Raw genomic sequence first — 18,324 nt, 5'->3', positions numbered from 1 at the left:
TTAAATCAACTCCTCTTTTTTTAAAATATTGGCAACTACTTTCTTAGCATCATTAACAGCAGCAACAACAGTCTTAGGACCAGTGACTACATCACCACAAGAAAATACATTTTCTAAAGTTGTTTCAAAATTGTCATTAACAATTACCGTTCCCCATTTTTCAAGACTAATTCTATCTTCAGAAGAGACAATATTTTTTTTAGGTCCTTGACTAACAGCAACGATAATCGAACTGTAAGGTATTGCAATGTCAGTATCTTCTAAAGTAACAAGTTTTTTTCTTCCATTTTCATCAGTATGCGATTCAGTTCTTAGAAAAATCATAGTATCGTCTAGAATCTCTTTTGGAGCATAGTAAAATTTGAAATTTACTCCATCTTCTTTTGCTTCAGCTATTTCAACTTTAGTAGCGGGCATATCTTCTTCACCACGTCTATACATTACTGTTACAGAACTACCCAATCTTTTGGCAACTCTAGCAGCATCCATAGCAACATTACCTCCACCAATAACCAAAACATTAGGTCCAAGGTTATATGACTCAGGGGAAACAAGGTAGTTAATAGCATAGTGAACATTTCCCTTAGTTTCTCCTTTTATATCCATAGGCTTAGGATTCCAAACACCAGTCGTAATGATAATGTACTTAAAGTCATCATTTTTTAAATTTTGAATAGTGTGAGTAGGACCAACTAAAGTATTATATTTTATTTTAACACCTAAATTTAAAAGGTATTTTTCAAAAGTATCCATTAATTCTCTAGATAATCTAAATTCAGGAATACCAAATCTTAAAACACCACCTAATTTAGAAAAAGCTTCAAATATAGTAACATCAAATCCCTCTTTAGCTAAGAGAATAGCAGAAGTAATACCAGCAGGGCCACCACCAATAATAGCTATATCTATTTTTTTATTTTCTTTTTTATTTAAAGGTAACTTAGAAAGATATTCAGTTGAAATTTCTTTTTCAATAAGTGGAAACTCAACAGGAGTTTCTTTAATTCCTTTTATGCAATGACCTTTACATTGCTCTTCATGAGGACATACAATAGAACAAAATATAGATAAAGGATTATTTGTAAATAAAACTTCTCCAGCTTCATCTATTTTATTTTCTTTAAATAAAGTTATAATATTAGGTATGTCTGTGGATATAGGACAATGTATTTTACAAAGTGGTTTTTTGCAATTTAAGCAACGGTTAGCTTCTTGTAGTAAATCTATTTTCAAAATAATCACCTCTTTAAAAAAATGGCTGAGAAAAACTTCTCAGCCTCTTAAAATATTATAATGCTTTTTCAAGAATTTCTCTACTTATTTCTAAAGATAAATCTCCAGTTTCTGATAAAGAAGTTCTATGATTTTTTTCTAAAGCTAAAATTAAATCATCTATTTTATCTTTTGTTATACCATAATCTGAAAGATGAGTTTTAACTCCAAGTTCTTCAAAGAATAAACGAGTTTTTTCTATAGCTTGTTTAATTTTTAAATCATTGTTAACTTCTTCAATATTCCAAACACGTTCAGCATATTGAATTAATTTTTCTCTTTTTTTCTCTTTTCTAACTTCCCATATAGCTGGTTGAAGTATAGCAAGAGTTTTTCCATGGTCAACACCAAACATAGCAGTAATTTCATGACCAATCATATGTGTAGTCCAATCTTGAGGAACTCCAGCACCAATTAATCCGTTTAATGCCATAGTAGCACACCAAACCAGGTTAGCACGAGCATCATAGTTAGTTGGTTCTTCGATTGTTGTTTTACCAATTTCAATAAGTGTTTTTAAAATTCCTTCAGCAGTTCTATCTTGAAATCTAGCGTCTACAGGATAAGTAACATACTGCTCAACAGTATGAATGAAAGTATCAATAATACCATTAGCAACTTGATTTTTAGGTAAAGTAAATGTTAAAGTAGGATCAAGTATAGAAAACTTTGGAAATGTATGCATACTAAAAACAGGAACTTTTAATCCTTTATGACTGATAACAGCACCATTATTCATTTCAGATCCAGTAGCTGGTAAAGTAACAACAGTTCCCAAAGGAATTGCTGAATCAACTGGAGCTAAATCAAAATCTGGAGTTAGTAGATTTAGGCAATCTCCATCATATTTAGAAGCAAGAGCTATAAATTTAGTTCCATCCATAACAGATCCACCACCAACAGCAAGAAGAAAATCTATATTTTCTTTTTTAGCAATATCAACAGCTTTCATTAAAGTTTCATATTGTGGATTTGGTTCAATTCCACCAAATTCAAAAATTTTTCTTCCAGGAAGATTTTTAATAACATTTTCTAATGTTCCAAATTTTTTAACAGATCCCCCACCATAAGTTACTAGTACTTTAGCATTTAAAGGAACTAAAGTATTTAATTGATCAAGAGTATCTTTTCCAAAAACTATATGAGTTGGATTATAAAAATTAAAATTTAACATGAAATCAACCTCCTATTATTAATTAGTGAGATTATAAACCTTAGAGTTAACTCTAAGTCAAGAGATTTATTTACAAGAAATAGAATTATTCTCATACCAAGCAATTTTTAAATCAAGTTTCTTTAAATTATTATTTAATTCGTCAATTTGTTCTAGTATTTTTTTTCTGTGTTCTAAAAGAATAGCTAGTCTTTCTTCTTTTGTATGATCTCCTTTTAAACTCAAATCGACAATAGATTTAATGTCTTCAATAGTCATTCCAGTATTTTTAAGACATTTAATTATTTCAATCCAAAATATATCATCTTGAGAAAAGGAACGAATTCCATTTTTATTTCGAGCTATATATGGCATCAAGCCACATTTATCATAGTATCTAATCGTATGGGAAGAAAGACCTACCATTTCAGAAACTGCTTTAATTGAATACATAAAAACTTTCTCCTTATATATGTAAAATTTTCTTAATTATATCAGATCTAAATATGAGACCAATATATTTGTTATTTTCAAGAACATAAATTCTTGTAACACCTTTATTCATAAATATGTATGATATTTCCATAAGAGAGGCATCTTTATCAATTGTAATTATTCCTTCTGTTCTATATAAATCTTTTATAGTTGTTATTTTTTCATTTACTAAATAATTTTCGAAAGGTTCTCCTACAGTAAGAAAACTCAAATCATTTAAAATAGTAGTATGTTTTGGCATACCAAAAGAAATGAGTTCTCGCTCTGTTATTTCTCCTAAAAAGTTATTATGGTTATCAACCACTGGGATTCCAGAAACTCTATCCATAATGATTCGTTTCGCAATATCTTCAAGAGTATTATTTTCTTTAGCAGGGAGTATAGATGTGGTAAATAAGTCTTCAGCGGTAATATTATGATCTATTTCAATTTTCATTTTATTTAAAATTTCAATTGTTTTTTCAGGAGATTTGTATTTTAAAATCTCTTTGAAAACATCCTTATTTTTAAGACAAAGTCTAGATATTCCAGACATAATTTTAAGAATATTTTTGTTTTTTAAAACATCAGCAACAATTAGAACAATAAAATCAACAGGTTCGTCTTCTCCCATTATATTTTTCATAGTTACATTTTTTTCAGGAAAAGCAATCGAAACAACAATATCATCAAAATATTCAAGTCTGGCATGAGGTATTGCAACACCATTTCCAATATACGTGGAAGCTTCACTTTCTCTTTTTAAAATAGCCTTTTTCATAATTTCTTGTTCTACTTTAACTTGTTTATTGGTCTTAGCAAGTTCCTTAAGCAGATTTGTAATAAGTTCCTCAAAGGTTTCTCCTTTTAGGTTAGATATAATCTTATCTTCTGAAAGATAACTGGACAACTTCATAATTTGTCCCCTCCTTAACATTATTTAGTATATGTGAACACAAAATAATTATATAACGTTTTTGAATAAATTAAAATAAAAATTAAAAAAAAACAGCTAAGAAAATATCTTAGCTGTCAAAAACTACATAGTAATTTGATACTTTTTAATTTTTTCGTTTAAATTTTCGAGATCAACAGCAGGAATAGTTATATCTTTTCCATTTAGTAAAAGAGTTATTTCAGTAGTTCCTTTTACTTTTGAGTATCTAGAAAATAAATCTAAAGCAAAATCTATTTCATCTTGTGTAAGATCTCCAAATCCAACCATATGAGGTCCAGGAACTTCTTTACCTCTAATAAATAAAGAACCATAGTCTTTAAATTCATTTATTTTTAAATTATCTTCTTGCTCTCTTCCAACTATTAAATATTTTCCTTTTTCGAATCTAAAAAATCTTCCAATTTTTAAAAGGTGGAATAGATTAGAGTTTTCATCTTCTAATAATCCATCTTCTTCTAAGATTCTAAGTCTCTTTGAATAAGCTGGGTCAGTAAGAAGACATCCTCCACCAGGAGTTGGATAGTCTACAATACCGAATTTATCCATTAGTTCCATTTGAGTTTTTCTACTTCTTCCTTGGATATCTAAAAGTTTACTTCTGTCAATCCATCCTAATTTTTCAGGTTCACTTTCTGGTAAAAGCTTTGCTGATAAAGGTCTTACAATAAGATTTTCAAGACCAGGAGAAAGAGCTTTAACTTTTTCTAGAGCCTGATAATTTTGTGACATAGGCCTTTGTCCTAGAACTTCACCAGAAATAATAAATGAAGCTCCATACTTTTCCATAAGATCACCAGCTGTTTTAAACATTAAAGCATGACAATCAATACAAGGATTCATATTTTTTCCACGTCCATGAACAGGATCTTTTAAAATTTCAGTGTGAACACTGCTAAAATTAACGTATTCTAATTGAACGCCAAGTTGTTTAGCCATATTTTCAGCTTTTTCATTTTTTCCACCAAAGAAATGTGATACAAAGTTAAGAGCGATAACCTCAATTCCTTGATCTTTTATAATTTTAATTGCTAGAGCACTATCAAGTCCTCCAGAAAAAAGCGCTAATGCTTTCATTATTAACCTCCATAAATTAATTATTCGTGGTCAATATCTAAAAAAGTATTTTGTTTTAAATCATTTTTTCCATCATATAGGAAGTTGATATTTTTAGGAACAGAAGTAAATACATTTCTACTAATAGGAATCCATTTAGCTTCTTTTATATTGATTGCACCACTTAAAAAATCAAGAATTCTTTGTGCATCTTTTCCATTTACATTTTCTAGATTTAGTGTAACCACTTTATCATTTTTTATATAATCTGCAATTTTTCTACATTCTGCAAAACTTTTCGGATTGACAAAAATTGTTTGACAATCTTCTTGAACAGTATTGTTAATAGGTGTTTTAATTTCTGCTTTAGGAATAGAGTTTGTAAAAGCTGGAACAACATCTTCTTTACTACTGTTATTTAAGCCAAACTTAGGAGTTGGAGCAGACAATTCATTTTCCTCTTGATATTCCTCATAATTTTCTTCATCAGGATCAAAAGTAAGTCCAACACTATCAGTAAAATCTTTAAAAGCATTTTTAAATTTAGTAATTTTCATTGATACCTCCATATTTTATTCGAATATTTTACTACCCACTCTTATAAGAGTTGCTCCCTCTTCAAGAGCTAATTTATAATCATTACTCATTCCCATAGAAAGTTCAGTTAAAGAATCATTGAAATAAAGAATATTTAACTCCTCTTTTAACTCTCTTAATTTTTTAAATCCATTTCTAATAAAATCTTCATTATCGGTATACGGAGCCATTGTCATAAGACCTTTAATTTTGATATTTTCAAGAGATAAAAGAGCAGGAATATCATTTAAAAAATCTTGATAATCGTAACCCTCCTTGCTATCTTCCTGAAAGAGATTTATCTCTATTAAAACTTCAATAACTCTATCATGTTCTTTAGCTCTTTTATTAATTTCTTCAGCTAAAGAAAGTTTGTTAATAGAGTGAATCATGTCAATGAAACGAGCAATATACTTAACTTTGTTTTTCTGAAGATTTCCAATAAAGTGCCATTTATGATTAATAGAATAATTTGAAAGATCTTCATATTTTTTAGTCAAAATTTGAACTTTATTCTCTCCTAAAATATGGGCACCACCTTTAAGTACCTCTTTTATAGTCTCAATATCAACATATTTAGTGACAGCAACAAGATTTACTTTTTCAGGATATGGAGAGAGTTTTTTTATATCTAATAAGATATCATTAATATTTTCTGAAATTCCCACAATTTCCTCCTAAATAATTAAATAAATTTACTAAAAACATCATTAGCCATGAGAACACCTTTTTTAGATAAAATATATCTAAAATTATTTTTTATTAGAAATCCCTCGTCAACTAAATTATTACAAAGATCTATATATTTTCCTTTAGGAATAATTCCATCAGGAATAATTCGTAAACCAAGAATATATTCATAAATCTCTTTTTCATTAGAATCTACAAACTCCTCTTCTAAAACAGGTTTAACGTTATCAGATATTTTAGCATAATATTCAGGAATTTTTAAGACATTTTTATATCTGATATCTTGATAATACCCAGATGCTCCAATTCCGATTCCAAGATACTCTTCATTTTTCCAGTATTTTGTATTGTGTATAGCTCTTTTTTCTGGAAGACAGAAGTTTGAGATTTCATAATGAATATATCCATTTTTTTGAGCTTCCTCAATAATTAGTTCATACATAGATGCTTCTAAGTCATTGTCAGTTTCTTTATAAATTCCAGCTTCAAGTTTAGTAAAGAAATCAGTACCCTCTTCCCAAATTAAAGAATATATAGAGAAGTGCTCAGGTCTTAATGAAAATAGATGATTTAAATCAGATTTTAAATCATTTAGAGTCTGGTTTGGTAGGGAAAACATTAAGTCTAAACTGATATTATCAAATCCAGCTTTTCTAGCAAAATAAAAAGCTTCATCTCCTTCTGAAGAAGAGTGGAGTCTACCTAGAGTTTTAAGTAGTTCATCATTAAAGCTTTGTATTCCAATACTAACTCTGTTTATACCAGCTTTTTTAAAAAGTTTAAATTTCTCAAGTGTAACTGTTTTGGGATTAACCTCGAGAGTAATTTCAGCATTATTTTTAATATTTAAGTTATTTAAAATTCTACTAACTTGCTCAGGAGTCAATAAAGAGGGAGTACCTCCCCCAAAATAAACAGTTTCAAGTGGAAATTTGGGATACATATTAATTTCATTAATAAGTGCATTTACGTATTTCTCTCTTTCTTCATCAGTAGATTTAAAAGATAAAAAATCACAATAATTACATTTATTAAGGCAAAAAGGAATATGTATATACATTCCGCTTAACATAAGCACCTCCAAGATTTAATCAATAAAAGCTTGGAAATCCTCCATAGTTTTCATTAATTTTTCGTTTGCTTCTATCTCTGTTTTTCCAACAACACAGAAGTAATATTTTATTTTTGGTTCTGTTCCAGAAGGTCTAGCTGTAATATATGTATTATCTTCTAATACAAATTGAATAACATCTGATTTTGGTAATCCTTCATATCCAAGACTAAAATCTCTTTTTGATACTATTGTCTTCTCTAGTAAAGAATCAGAAACATTAGCTCTAAGATTTGACATTATTTTACTAATAGCTTCAACACCATCTTTTCCTTTTTTTGTAATGGCAATTATTCCTTCTCTATAGTAACCAAATTTTTCATATAATTTTTTTAACTCTTTTGGAATAGATGATCCAATACTATTATAATAAGCTGCCATCTCAGCTATTAATAAAGTAGATACAACAGCATCTTTATCTCTAGCATGTGTTCCTACAAGATACCCATAAGACTCTTCAAATCCCATTAAGAATGTAGCGTCATATTTTCTCTCTTCGAACTCTCTGATTTTTTCTCCAATGAATTTAAATCCAGTTAAAGTTCTAAAAATCTTTACTCCTTTTTCTTTAGCAACAATATCTAGCATAGGTGTTGAAACTACAGTAGATACAACCGCTGAATTTTTAGGTATATCTTTTTTATTCTCTAAAATATAGTTCATTAAAAGAAGACCAATCTGGTTTCCATTTGGATAAATCCATTCTCCTTTTTCATCCTTTACCGCTACACCAATTCTATCTGCATCAGGGTCATTTGCCATACATAGTGTGGCTCCAACTTTATCTGCCAACTCTATACTTAATTTAAAAACTGCTGGATCCTCTGGATTAGCATATGAACAAGTTGGAAAATTTCCATCAGGTTGCTCTTGCTCAGTTACTATATAGATTGATTTAAATCCAGTTTCATTAAAAACTCTTTTAACTGGTCTTCCACCAGTTCCGTGTAATGGTGAATAAACAATTTTAAAATTTTCTTTCCCTGGAATTTCGTTATGAATAATTTGCTTTTTAACGGCCTCAATGAATTTAGTATCCATATCATCAGAAATATATTCTAAAAGTCCTTCTTGAATAGCAATTTCTTTAGTTAAAAGTTTAATCTCGTCAAATGAATTAATAGCATTAACACTATTTACAACTCCACTAGCTTGAGGTTCAATTATTTGACAACCATCATTCCAGTAAACTTTATATCCGTTATACTCTTGTGGATTATGAGAAGCTGTTACAACTATACCAGCAATACACTTTAATTCTCTTACAGCAAATGAAAGCTCAGGAGTTGATCTAAGAGATTTAAAAAGATATGCTTTAATTCCATTTCCAGCTAAAACTAAAGCAGCATTTAATGCATATTCTTCAGAACCAATTCTACAATCATAAGCTATAGCAACGCCCATTTTTTTTCCTATTTCACCAGCAGATTCTAAAATATAGTTCGCAAGCCCTTGAGTTGCTTTTCTAATAGTATACTTGTTAATTCTATTGATACCAACTCCTCTAACTCCTCTCATTCCACCAGTTCCAAAAGAAAGATTTGTATAAAATCTATCTTCTATTTCTGTTTCATTTCCTTTAATACTCTCTAAATCTTCTCTATCTTTTAAGTCTATATAATCTGATGTTAACCAATTGTTATAATTTTCTAATGTAAATTTATCCATTTTACAAATCCTCCCCTTAAATAATATCCCCCATATTAGAATTTGAATTTTCACTAATAGGTTCTTTTTTATTTGCAATAATAACCTCTGTTGTTAAAATTAAAGCTGCGATAGATGTTGCATTTTGTAAAGCTGAACGAGTAACCTTTGTAGGATCAATTATTCCGTTTTCAATCATATGAACATACTCTTCAGTAGCAGCATTTAATCCAAAACCATCAGGTAAATTTTTAATTTTCTCTATAATAACTCCACCATCTAAGCCAGCATTAATAGCTATTTGCTTTAATGGAGAACTAAGAGATTTTTTTAGAATATTAGCTCCAATTCCTTCTTCACCTTCAAGAGTAAAGTCGTTCATTTCGTTGGCAATCTCATTTAATGCGACACCACCACCAGGAACAACACCTTCCTCAATAGCGGCCCTTGTGGCATTTAAAGCATCTTCTATTCTTAGTTTTTTTTCTTTCATCTCGACTTCAGTAGCAGCGCCAACTTTAATAATAGCTACACCACCAGAAAGTTTAGCCAGTCTTTCTTGTAATTTTTCCTTGTCATAATCAGAATCAGTAGCAGAGATTTGGTTTTTTATTTGAGTAATTCGACTACTTAAAACATCTTGATTACTAAATCCATCTATAATAACAGTAGAATCTTTTGTAACTTTAATTTTCTTAGCTTTTCCCAATTGAGAAAGATCAGTATCTTCTATTTTCATACCTTTTTCTTCAGAAATAACCTGTCCACCTGTTAAAACAGCGATATCTTCTAACATGGCTTTTCTTCTATCTCCAAATGCAGGAGCTTTAACTCCAATAACATTTAAAGTACCTCTTATTTTATTTAGAACAAGAGTTGCTAAAGCTTCTCCATCTAAATCCTCTGCGATAATTAAAAGAGGTTTTGACGTTTGAACAGTTTTTTCTAAAAGAGGAAGAAGTTCTTTCATCGTTGAAATCTTTTTATCAGTAATTAAGATATATGGATTCTCAAGAATAGCTTCCATTCTTTCTGAATTAGTTACCATGTATGGTGACAGATATCCTTTTTCAAACTCCATTCCTTCAACTACCTCTAAAGTTGTATCTAATGAACGTGCTTCTTCAACGCTAATAACACCACTTTCTCCAACTTTTTCCATAGCCTTAGCTATTAGATCACCAATCTCTGTATCTCCAGCAGATATTGATGCAACTTGAGAGATTTCACTATTAGATTGCACTTTTTTTGATTTTTTTAAAAGCAATTCAACTGCTATTTTAGTTGCTTTTTCAATACCTTTTTTTAGAAAGATTGGATTAGCTCCAGCAGAAACCATCTTAAGTCCCTCTTTAACAATAGCCTGAGCTAAAATAGTAGCTGTAGTTGTTCCATCTCCAGCAACATCATTAGATTTAGTAGCAACTTCTTTAATAAGCTGAGCTCCCATATTCTCAAAAGGATCATCTAGCTCAATTTCTTTGGCAATAGAAACTCCATCATTTGTTATTAAAGGAGCTCCATAAGCCTTTTCTAAAACAACATTTCGTCCTCTAGGACCTAAAGTTATTTTAACTGCATCAGCTAAAATATTAACACCATTTTCTAATTTTTTTCTTGCATCAGCATTAAATTTAATAATTTTAGCCATAGAAAAAACCTCCGTTAAAATTTAATCTCCTCTTTTAAGTATTTTATAAGATCATCTTTAGTCTCTTCATTTCTAAGACCAAACTCTATATTAGCTTTTAAAAGTCCAATTTTATTTCCTATATCATATCTTTTTCCTTGGAAATTATAGGCAACTACTTTTTGATCATCATTTAACATTTTTAAAATAGCGTCAGTAAGTTGAATTTCTCCTCCTTTACCAGGTTCAGTAGTTTCTAAATATTTAAAAATCTCTCCAGATAGAAGATATCTTCCAAGACATGCTAAGTTAGAAGGTGCTTCTTCTAAAGTTGGTTTTTCTATAAAATCAACCATCTCTACAGTATTTTCATCTAAAATAGCAGCGGGTTTAACAATACCATATTTAGATACATCTTTATTTTCAACTTCTTGTACACCAATAACGCTACTTCCATATTTTTCATAAACATCAATAAGCTGTTTAGCAACAGGAGCATCGGGATTATAAACAATATCATCACCTAACGCAATAACAAAAGGATCATCTCCAATAAATGATTTTGCTTTTAAGATAGCGTGACCTAATCCTAGAGGATGATTTTGTCTAACATAATAAATATTTGCCATACTAGAAATATCATCAATTTTTTTTAAAAGTTCAAATTTACCATCTCTTTCAAGAGTATTTTCTAACTCATATGAAAAATCAAAGTGATCTTCAATAGAATTTTTATTTCTTCCAGTAACAATAACAATATCAGTTATTCCAGATTCTACAAGCTCCTCTACAATATATTGTAAAGAAGGCTTGTCAACAATGACAAGCATCTCCTTTGGTTGAGCTTTTGTAGCTGGTAGAACTCTAGTCCCTAATCCTGCAGCAGGTATAACAGCTTTTGTAACTTTTTTCATGAATAATTCCCCCTAAAACTATTTTATCTTAGATCCTATTTTAACACTTGAATCTACTTCAACAAGTTTTAATCTTTTCTTTTCAGTAGAGCTTAATAACATTCCTTGAGAAAGAACTCCTCTTAAAGTAACAGGAGGTAAATTTAAAATTGCTAAAACTTTTTTACCAACTAATTCAGAAGGTGTTGGATAATATTTTGCAATTCCTGAAACAATTTGTCTTATTTCATTAGCTGTTTTTACTTTAAATTTAAGAAGTTTATCAGCTCCCTCAATATTACTAGCTTCTAATATTTCAACAACTTGAATATCTATTTTATCAAAATCAGCGATTTCTATTGGATTTTCAATTTTTAAATCCTCATTTATAGCAAGAGGATCTTTTTTAGCTTCTTTCTTTTCAACTTCAAGTCTTGGGAATATAGGTTCAGCAGTACCTAAGATATGCCCTACCTTTAATAAATTCCATCCATCAACAGATTCTAAACTAGCTTCTAAAATATTATTAGAGAAACCTAATTGGTTCCAAATCTTTTGAGATGCTGTTGGCATATATGGAGCTGTTAAAACCGCAACTTTATAAAGAGATTGAACTAAGAAGTTCATAACTGTTGCTAATCTTTCATTTTTAGCTTCATCCTTTATAAGTAGCCAAGGAGCAGTTTCATCAACATATTTATTCATTCTAGAGATGAATTTCCAGATAGCTTCTAAAGCTCTAGAGAACTCTACTCTGTTCATATGATAATCAACAGCAACAACAGTTTCATTCCAAAGAGTTTTTACACTGTCGTCAATCTCTTCGAATACTTCTCCTTTTGCTATTGTTCCATTGAAATATTTACCATACATTCCTAGAGTTCTATTTAAAAGATTTCCTAAATCATTAGCTAAATCTGAGTTAATTCTTGTAACAATTGAAGGTGTTGAATAATCTCCATCATTACCAAAGTTAACCTCTCTCATTAAACAGTATCTAAAAGCATCTACACCATATTTAGCAATTTCATCTAATGGTGCAACAACGTTTCCTTTAGATTTAGACATTTTTTCACCTTCAGAAGTCCACCAACCATGAGCTACAATTTTATTTGGAAGTTTAATTCCTGCTGATAAAAGCATACAAGGCCATATAATAGCATGGAATCTAAGAATATCTTTTCCTAAAAGATGAACAACTTCTCCATTATTCCAGAATTTATCAAACAATTCAGGATTGTTTTCATATCCAACAGCTGTTAAATAGTTTGTTAGAGCATCAAACCATACATAAGTTATGTGTCCAGGAGCAAATTCGATTGGAATTCCCCACTCAAATGTATTTCTAGAAATAGATAGATCTTGAAGTCCTTGCTTTATAAATGAAACAACCTCATTTTTTCTAGAGTGAGGAAGAATAAAGTCAGGATGACTTTCAATATGCTCAAGTAAAGCATCTTGATATTTAGACATCTTAAAGAAATAAGATTCCTCTTTAACCATTCTAAGTTCTTTACCACAATCAGGACAATGGTTTCCATTTACAATTTGATTTTCAGGAACAAATGTTTCACAAGAAACACAATATTTTCCTTCGTATTCACCTTTATAAATATCACCTTTATCATAAACTGTTTTTATGATTTTTTTAACAGCCTCTTTATGTCTTGGTTCTGTAGTTCTTATAAAATCTGTATAATTGATATCTAATGCTTTCCACATATCAATAAATCTAGGAGCCATAGAATCTGTCCAAGCTTGAGGAGTTAAATCTCTCATTTTTGCAGCTTCCTCAACCTTTTGTCCATGTTCATCAGTACCTGTTAAAAAGAATACATCAAAACCTTTTGATTTTTTATATCTAGCTAAAACATCAGCTGCAATAGTTGTATAAGCACTTCCAACATGTGGATCTCCATTAACATAATATATAGGTGTTGTTACATAAAAATTTTTACTCATCTATTAATCTCCTTTCAAAACGTTATTTTTTTTCATTTAATCTTTTTTCAGCTTCTTTATCTATTTGAAATAAAGCTTCTTTTGCTAAATCTAAATAATCATCTAAATTAGCATCACTAGGAATTAAAATGGGGTCTCCAATTAAACAAACCATTTTAGAAAAAGGTTTAGGCATTTGAAATTTATCCCAAGCTTTTTCGAAAGTCCATTTATTACTAAATGCTACACCAACTGGAACTAAAGCTTTTCCAGATTTTTGGGCAAGATATAACATACCGGGCTTAACCTCATAAATAGGACCTTTTGGGCCATCTAATGGTGTTCCAGCACTGTGACCATCCTTAACTAATTTAATTAATTTTAAAACTGATTTAATTGAATCCTTTCCAGAAGAACCTCTAACCATAGTAAAACCCATTTTTTCTAAAGGAATAGATATTAACTCTCCATCTTTAGAGGGGCTAGCTAAGACAGCTTTTTTTTCAGATAGATTGATTAGCCCTAGAGAGGCTCCAACAAGTTTATTGTGCCAAAAACCACATACATAATTTTCTCCTTCAACAAGTTTAGGACTTTTTATAATCTCTATTTTCATTGTTTTAGAAATAATTTTTAGTAGGTAGTAAAGTATTAAACCATATCTTTTATATTTATTATTTTCCATCAAAAAACCACCTATAATCAAAGTATTTTCAAATAATTATAACATAAATTTAAAGTAAAAAAAAGCACCAATACTTATTGTATCGGTGCTTAAAATTCAAACTAGAATAGACCTGGGATATTGATTCCACCAGTAACAGCAGACATCTCTTTCTCAGCTAACTCATCAGCTTGTCTCATAGCCTCAGTAACAGCAGAAAGAACAAGATCTTCTAACATCTCTTTATCTTCAACAGCATCTTTAATAGTCTCTTCAGATATTTTTATAGAAACGATATCTTTTTGTCCATTAGCTTTTACTACAACAGCTCCACCACCAACAGAAGCCTCAACTTCTTTTTCTTTTAATGATTCTTGAACAGAAAGCATTTGTTGTTGCATAGCTTGAGCTTGTCTTAAAATATCAGATTGAGAGTTTCCTCCAGTAGTTTTTTGTCCTTTTAGTTTTCTAACCAATTTAATCCCTCCTAGAATATATTGTGTAATTGTTATGATTATATCATAATAGAGAGTAACTTTTCAACTAGAGATTTAAAAGCTTAGATATAAAATTGGTTTAAAGAATATATCTTCATTTTCGATTAAGTTTTTAAGATTTTCACTTTTAGTTAAAGATTTAAAAGAGAAAAAAGTTTGTATAGGAAATACTGTTGATTCAAACATTGTTTTTAAATCCTCTTCATAAGAAATTTCGGTAACAGAGTAATTATCATTTATTTTTAAGTCTGTAGCTAAACTTTTTATAGTTGCATTTATTCCACCAATAGAATCAATAAGTCCAATTTTAATAGCTTCATCTCCTAACCAAACCTTTCCTTGAGCTATTTTTTCAACTTCTTCTAATGGTAAATTTCTTCCATAGGCAACTTTATTTAAAAACTCTTTATAAACCTTGAGATTAGAATTATATATTTTCTCCTGTCTCTCAGGAGTCATTGAAGCTGTTAAAGAGTATAAATCTGAATATTTACCATAAGATATATCATTCATATTGATACCAATTTTATTTGTAAGTTCTTTAACATTTGGAATAAGACTAACAACTCCAATAGAACCAGTTATACTATTTTTATCAGCAAATATTTTTTTAGCAGCGGTTGAAATATAATAACCACCAGAGGCTGCTACATTTCCAATAGAAACATATATTGGCTTTTCAACATTTTTAATAGCATTACAAATAATATCTGATGCTAGAGCAGATCCACCAGGAGAATTAACTCTGATTACAATTCCTTTAATATTATCATCTTTTTCAGCTTTTTCCAAAGCAGAAATAAATTTATCAGGAGTTATAGTGCTAGCAGTAGGATTTTTAGAAGATGTATAGTTAATTTCACCATCAGCATAAACAATTGCTATTTTATTATTAGATATTGTAGATTTAAAAGATGGAATATACTCTTCTATATTAGTTATATTTTCAATATTTTTCTCTTTTTTGAAATTCTCCCAATAATTTAAAGTACTTATTAAATTATATTTTTTTAAAGATTCTGATGATTCTCCCATTAATTCTCCTGAAAGAATTGTAGAATTTAAACTATTAATTTCAATTGAACGGTTTTTAGATAAATCTTCAAGAAAAAAAGAGTAACTTTTATCTAGGATTCTCTTTAAATCAGAACGATTTTCTTCAGACATTTCACTTCGAGTATAATTCTCACCATAAGTTTTAAAGTCTCCTACATGAATAACATTAACATCTATTCCTAATTTTTCAGTTAAACCTTTAAAATATGGGATATCTTTATTATATCCAGTAATATTTACAGCAGTGGATGCTGCGGGAGGCATAATAATTTCATTAGTATAACTACTTATCAATAAAGAGTTGTTATCTAACATAGCTCCATATGAGTATATAGGTTTAGTTGAAGTTTTAAATTCATTTAAAACTTCTCCAAGCTCATCAATTTGACTTCTACTTAAAGAGTTGTCATCTAAAAATAATATAATTCCTTGAACATTAGAATCTTGTTTAGCCATACTTATATTATTTAAAAGTTGATAAAAATTTATATTTTTAGAGCTAAAATTAAGAGGACTTTGGATTAAAGTCTCATTAAACTCTTTAGCCAAATCTATTTTTAAGTATGATTTTTTAGTAATAGGACTTTTTTTAGTTTTAGTAAAATAATTAAAAGCTAAAATTATTAAAACTAAAAGGAATGCAAATTTTATTATCATTGAAGAGATTTCTCTAATGATAAATTTTAGAAAGTTAAAAATCCATCTAAGTAAAAACATATTAGATATCTCCCTTTTCTTTTTTTAGTTCCTCTTCTAAAAGATCTAAAAGTCTATTAAATTCTGTAGCAACAGCATTAAAAGCATCTTTTTTACTTAAGTCAACACCAGCTTTTTTTAGCTGATTCATAGGATGATCATTTCCTCCAGATTTTAGAAGAGTAAGATACTCATTTTTCGCTTTTTCTCTTTCTTGAGGAGTATATTTTGTATTTGTTATTCTGTCATATAAATTTGCTGATGAAGCAAAACTAGTTGCGTATTGATATACATAATATGGAGAGTTATAAAAATGAGGGATTCTTGCCCAAATAATCTTTTGTAATTCATCCATAGTTAATTCAGTTCCAAAGTAATCTTTAAATAAGTTTTCCATAATATTATTTAGAACTTCAGGAGTTATAGCACCACCATTTTCTACAATTTGATGTGCTTGGTATTCATAATCAGCAAATAGAGATTGAATATAGTAAGTTCCAACAATTCCACCGATAGCTTGTTCAATAAGAGCTATTTTCTCTTTAGGATCAGTTGTATTTCTTAACATATTATCAAGTAGTAATCTTTCATTAAATGTTGATGCAACTTCAGCAACAAAGATAGTGTAGCTACTAATTGGATATGGTTGATTTTTAGTAGATAACATAGAATGCATAGTATGTCCAAGTTCATGCGCTAAAGTGAAGACAGCGTCCATTGTTCCGTTATAATTAAGTAACATATATGGATGTACATCATATATATTTAAAGAATATGCTCCACTTCTTTTGTTAGGTGTTTCATATACATCTAACCATCCTTCACTCAGAGCTGTATTTAATCCATTATAATAATCTTCACCTAAAGGTTTAACAGATTCTAAAACTGTATTTTTAGCTTCCTCATATGTAAATTCTTTATTGTAATCTACAATATTTACAGAGTTATCATAATAGTGATAGTCAGATAAATTAAGGGCTTTCTTTCTTAAAGCTATATATCTTTTTAGAGGAGCTGTATTTTCTTTTGTAGATTCAATTAAAGATGTATAAACATCTAAAGGAATATTTTTAGGATTTAAAGCTTTTTCTAAACTAGATTTATAATTTCTAGATTGAGCTGTGGCAAAATCTCTTTGTAAAATGCTTTTATAAATTGAAGCATATGTATTTTTATTAATATTAAAAGAGTTATAAAGAGCTTCAAAAACTTTTTTTCTATCTTCTTGATTTCTGTTAGTTGAAATTACTTTAGAATAAACTCCATTAGTAACAGTAGTTTTACTTCCATCAGATAATTCAACATCGTTCCATTTGATATCTGAGGTAGATAATTCGCTGTATATATCAGATGGAACACCTAAATATTGTCCAAAGTATGATAATAATTTTTCTTTATCTGCAGATAAAACATGTTCTTGAAGTCTATAAATTTCCATTAAAGGGAATCTATTAGGTTCAAGAGTAGGGTTTTCATTAATCCACATAACCATAGTTTCTTTAGGAATAGTTAATATTTCAGGTGTAATCCAAGATGAAGAGATAGAATAGTTAGCATAGATGCTCTCAATTTCTTGAAGTTTAACAGAAGCAACTTCATTAGTTGAATCTAAGTCTCTTTGTAAGTATGGATATAGATAAATTTTGTCTAAAAGTCTAGATATTTTTTCTTCAAGATTTATAAATTCAACAAAAGTTTTTGGATTTTTAGAAATCTCTCCTTGATATTTAGGAATTTCTGCCATAAGTTCTTTAAGTTTTACTAAATCAACTTCCCATTGATTCCAATTTGGGTAGATATCATTTAAATCCCATTTATATTGTTGTGCAATTTCATCTCTATTTTTTAGCATAGAAAAATCCTCCTTTTTTATTTCAGGTAATGGTTTTATTAAAGTATTTTGAGACTGTGACGATTTTTTTTCATAAAAATATTTACCAGCAAAAGCTAAATTTGCCATAAGAATAAGAACTATAAATTTCTTCATCTAATCCCCCTATATTCCTTTATTAT

Annotated in this window: 16 protein-coding genes; all 16 read right to left on the bottom strand. The window is 29.2% G+C overall.

What is annotated here, in order from left to right:
* The 16 genes from MKD34_RS06630 to pepF all read right to left on the bottom strand — a co-directional run bounded on the left by MKD34_RS06630 (window position 1) and on the right by pepF (window position 18,163).
* Window positions 1-1,233 (bottom strand): NAD(P)-dependent oxidoreductase, encoded by a 1,233-nt coding sequence (locus MKD34_RS06630; RefSeq protein WP_240218807.1) that lies wholly within the window; start codon window positions 1,231-1,233, stop codon window positions 1-3.
* Between the two features lie 55 nt (window positions 1,234-1,288).
* On the bottom strand, window positions 1,289-2,446 hold the full coding sequence (locus MKD34_RS06625) for an iron-containing alcohol dehydrogenase (RefSeq protein WP_240218806.1): 1,158 nt from the start codon (window positions 2,444-2,446) through the stop codon (window positions 1,289-1,291).
* A gap of 66 nt (window positions 2,447-2,512) precedes the next feature.
* Window positions 2,513-2,878, bottom strand: coding sequence for a MerR family transcriptional regulator (locus tag MKD34_RS06620; RefSeq protein ID WP_240218805.1), 366 nt, complete (start codon window positions 2,876-2,878; stop codon window positions 2,513-2,515).
* Between the two features lie 13 nt (window positions 2,879-2,891).
* Complete coding sequence (locus MKD34_RS06615) at window positions 2,892-3,815, bottom strand: PTS sugar transporter subunit IIA (protein ID WP_240218804.1); 924 nt, start codon at window positions 3,813-3,815, stop codon at window positions 2,892-2,894.
* 123 nt (window positions 3,816-3,938) lie between these two features.
* Window positions 3,939-4,931, bottom strand: coding sequence for a 7-cyano-7-deazaguanine synthase (locus MKD34_RS06610; protein WP_240218803.1), 993 nt, complete (start codon window positions 4,929-4,931; stop codon window positions 3,939-3,941).
* Window positions 4,932-4,951: 20 nt separating this feature from the next.
* Window positions 4,952-5,467: a cell division protein SepF gene (locus MKD34_RS06605; protein WP_240218802.1), complete on the bottom strand. Its 516-nt coding sequence runs from the start codon at window positions 5,465-5,467 to the stop codon at window positions 4,952-4,954.
* A 15-nt stretch (window positions 5,468-5,482) separates the two neighbouring features.
* Window positions 5,483-6,154 carry a YggS family pyridoxal phosphate-dependent enzyme gene (locus MKD34_RS06600; RefSeq protein ID WP_240218801.1) on the bottom strand — a complete coding sequence of 224 codons (672 nt, stop codon included), beginning with the start codon at window positions 6,152-6,154 and terminating at the stop codon, window positions 5,483-5,485.
* A gap of 17 nt (window positions 6,155-6,171) precedes the next feature.
* Window positions 6,172-7,248, bottom strand: a complete 1,077-nt coding sequence (gene hemW, locus MKD34_RS06595; protein WP_240218800.1) for a radical SAM family heme chaperone HemW — start codon at window positions 7,246-7,248, stop codon at window positions 6,172-6,174.
* A gap of 15 nt (window positions 7,249-7,263) precedes the next feature.
* Window positions 7,264-8,955: a phospho-sugar mutase gene (locus tag MKD34_RS06590; RefSeq protein WP_240218799.1), complete on the bottom strand. Its 1,692-nt coding sequence runs from the start codon at window positions 8,953-8,955 to the stop codon at window positions 7,264-7,266.
* A gap of 16 nt (window positions 8,956-8,971) precedes the next feature.
* Window positions 8,972-10,585 carry a chaperonin GroEL gene (gene groL, locus MKD34_RS06585; RefSeq protein WP_240218798.1) on the bottom strand — a complete coding sequence of 538 codons (1,614 nt, stop codon included), beginning with the start codon at window positions 10,583-10,585 and terminating at the stop codon, window positions 8,972-8,974.
* Window positions 10,586-10,599: 14 nt separating this feature from the next.
* Entirely contained in the window at window positions 10,600-11,478 is an 879-nt protein-coding gene (gene galU, locus MKD34_RS06580) for a UTP--glucose-1-phosphate uridylyltransferase GalU (RefSeq protein WP_240218797.1), read from the bottom strand.
* A gap of 18 nt (window positions 11,479-11,496) precedes the next feature.
* Window positions 11,497-13,419 (bottom strand): methionine--tRNA ligase, encoded by a 1,923-nt coding sequence (metG, locus tag MKD34_RS06575; protein ID WP_240218796.1) that lies wholly within the window; start codon window positions 13,417-13,419, stop codon window positions 11,497-11,499.
* A 22-nt stretch (window positions 13,420-13,441) separates the two neighbouring features.
* Window positions 13,442-14,083, bottom strand: a complete 642-nt coding sequence (locus MKD34_RS06570) for a lysophospholipid acyltransferase family protein (RefSeq protein WP_240218795.1) — start codon at window positions 14,081-14,083, stop codon at window positions 13,442-13,444.
* A 101-nt stretch (window positions 14,084-14,184) separates the two neighbouring features.
* Window positions 14,185-14,538 (bottom strand): YbaB/EbfC family nucleoid-associated protein, encoded by a 354-nt coding sequence (locus MKD34_RS06565; RefSeq protein ID WP_023050140.1) that lies wholly within the window; start codon window positions 14,536-14,538, stop codon window positions 14,185-14,187.
* Window positions 14,539-14,613: 75 nt separating this feature from the next.
* Entirely contained in the window at window positions 14,614-16,332 is a 1,719-nt protein-coding gene (gene sppA / locus MKD34_RS06560; RefSeq protein ID WP_240218794.1) for a signal peptide peptidase SppA, read from the bottom strand.
* A gap of 1 nt (window position 16,333) precedes the next feature.
* Window positions 16,334-18,163: an oligoendopeptidase F gene (gene pepF / locus MKD34_RS06555; RefSeq protein ID WP_240220087.1), complete on the bottom strand. Its 1,830-nt coding sequence runs from the start codon at window positions 18,161-18,163 to the stop codon at window positions 16,334-16,336.
* Window positions 18,164-18,324 lie beyond the last annotated feature (161 nt).

It is taken from the genome of Cetobacterium somerae, assembly GCF_022430525.1.
Classification (GTDB): Bacteria; Fusobacteriota; Fusobacteriia; order Fusobacteriales; family Fusobacteriaceae; genus Cetobacterium_A.
This window is presented reverse-complemented; position numbering and strand designations above follow the sequence as displayed.

What these genes read in the sequence shown, in the direction of transcription:
- MKD34_RS06625 (WP_240218806.1), bottom strand. Translation starts at nt 2,446, where the DNA reads ATGTTAAATTTTAATTTTTATAATCCAACTCATATAGTTTTTGGAAAA.
- MKD34_RS06620 (WP_240218805.1), bottom strand. Translation starts at nt 2,878, where the DNA reads ATGTATTCAATTAAAGCAGTTTCTGAAATGGTAGGTCTTTCTTCCCAT.
- MKD34_RS06615 (WP_240218804.1), bottom strand. Translation starts at nt 3,815, where the DNA reads ATGAAGTTGTCCAGTTATCTTTCAGAAGATAAGATTATATCTAACCTA.
- MKD34_RS06610 (WP_240218803.1), bottom strand. Translation starts at nt 4,931, where the DNA reads ATGAAAGCATTAGCGCTTTTTTCTGGAGGACTTGATAGTGCTCTAGCA.
- MKD34_RS06605 (WP_240218802.1), bottom strand. Translation starts at nt 5,467, where the DNA reads ATGAAAATTACTAAATTTAAAAATGCTTTTAAAGATTTTACTGATAGT.
- hemW (WP_240218800.1), bottom strand. Translation starts at nt 7,248, where the DNA reads ATGTTAAGCGGAATGTATATACATATTCCTTTTTGCCTTAATAAATGT.
- MKD34_RS06590 (WP_240218799.1), bottom strand. Translation starts at nt 8,955, where the DNA reads ATGGATAAATTTACATTAGAAAATTATAACAATTGGTTAACATCAGAT.
- groL (WP_240218798.1), bottom strand. Translation starts at nt 10,585, where the DNA reads ATGGCTAAAATTATTAAATTTAATGCTGATGCAAGAAAAAAATTAGAA.
- galU (WP_240218797.1), bottom strand. Translation starts at nt 11,478, where the DNA reads ATGAAAAAAGTTACAAAAGCTGTTATACCTGCTGCAGGATTAGGGACT.
- metG (WP_240218796.1), bottom strand. Translation starts at nt 13,419, where the DNA reads ATGAGTAAAAATTTTTATGTAACAACACCTATATATTATGTTAATGGA.
- MKD34_RS06570 (WP_240218795.1), bottom strand. Translation starts at nt 14,083, where the DNA reads ATGGAAAATAATAAATATAAAAGATATGGTTTAATACTTTACTACCTA.
- sppA (WP_240218794.1), bottom strand. Translation starts at nt 16,332, where the DNA reads ATGTTTTTACTTAGATGGATTTTTAACTTTCTAAAATTTATCATTAGA.
- pepF (WP_240220087.1), bottom strand. Translation starts at nt 18,163, where the DNA reads ATGCTAAAAAATAGAGATGAAATTGCACAACAATATAAATGGGATTTA.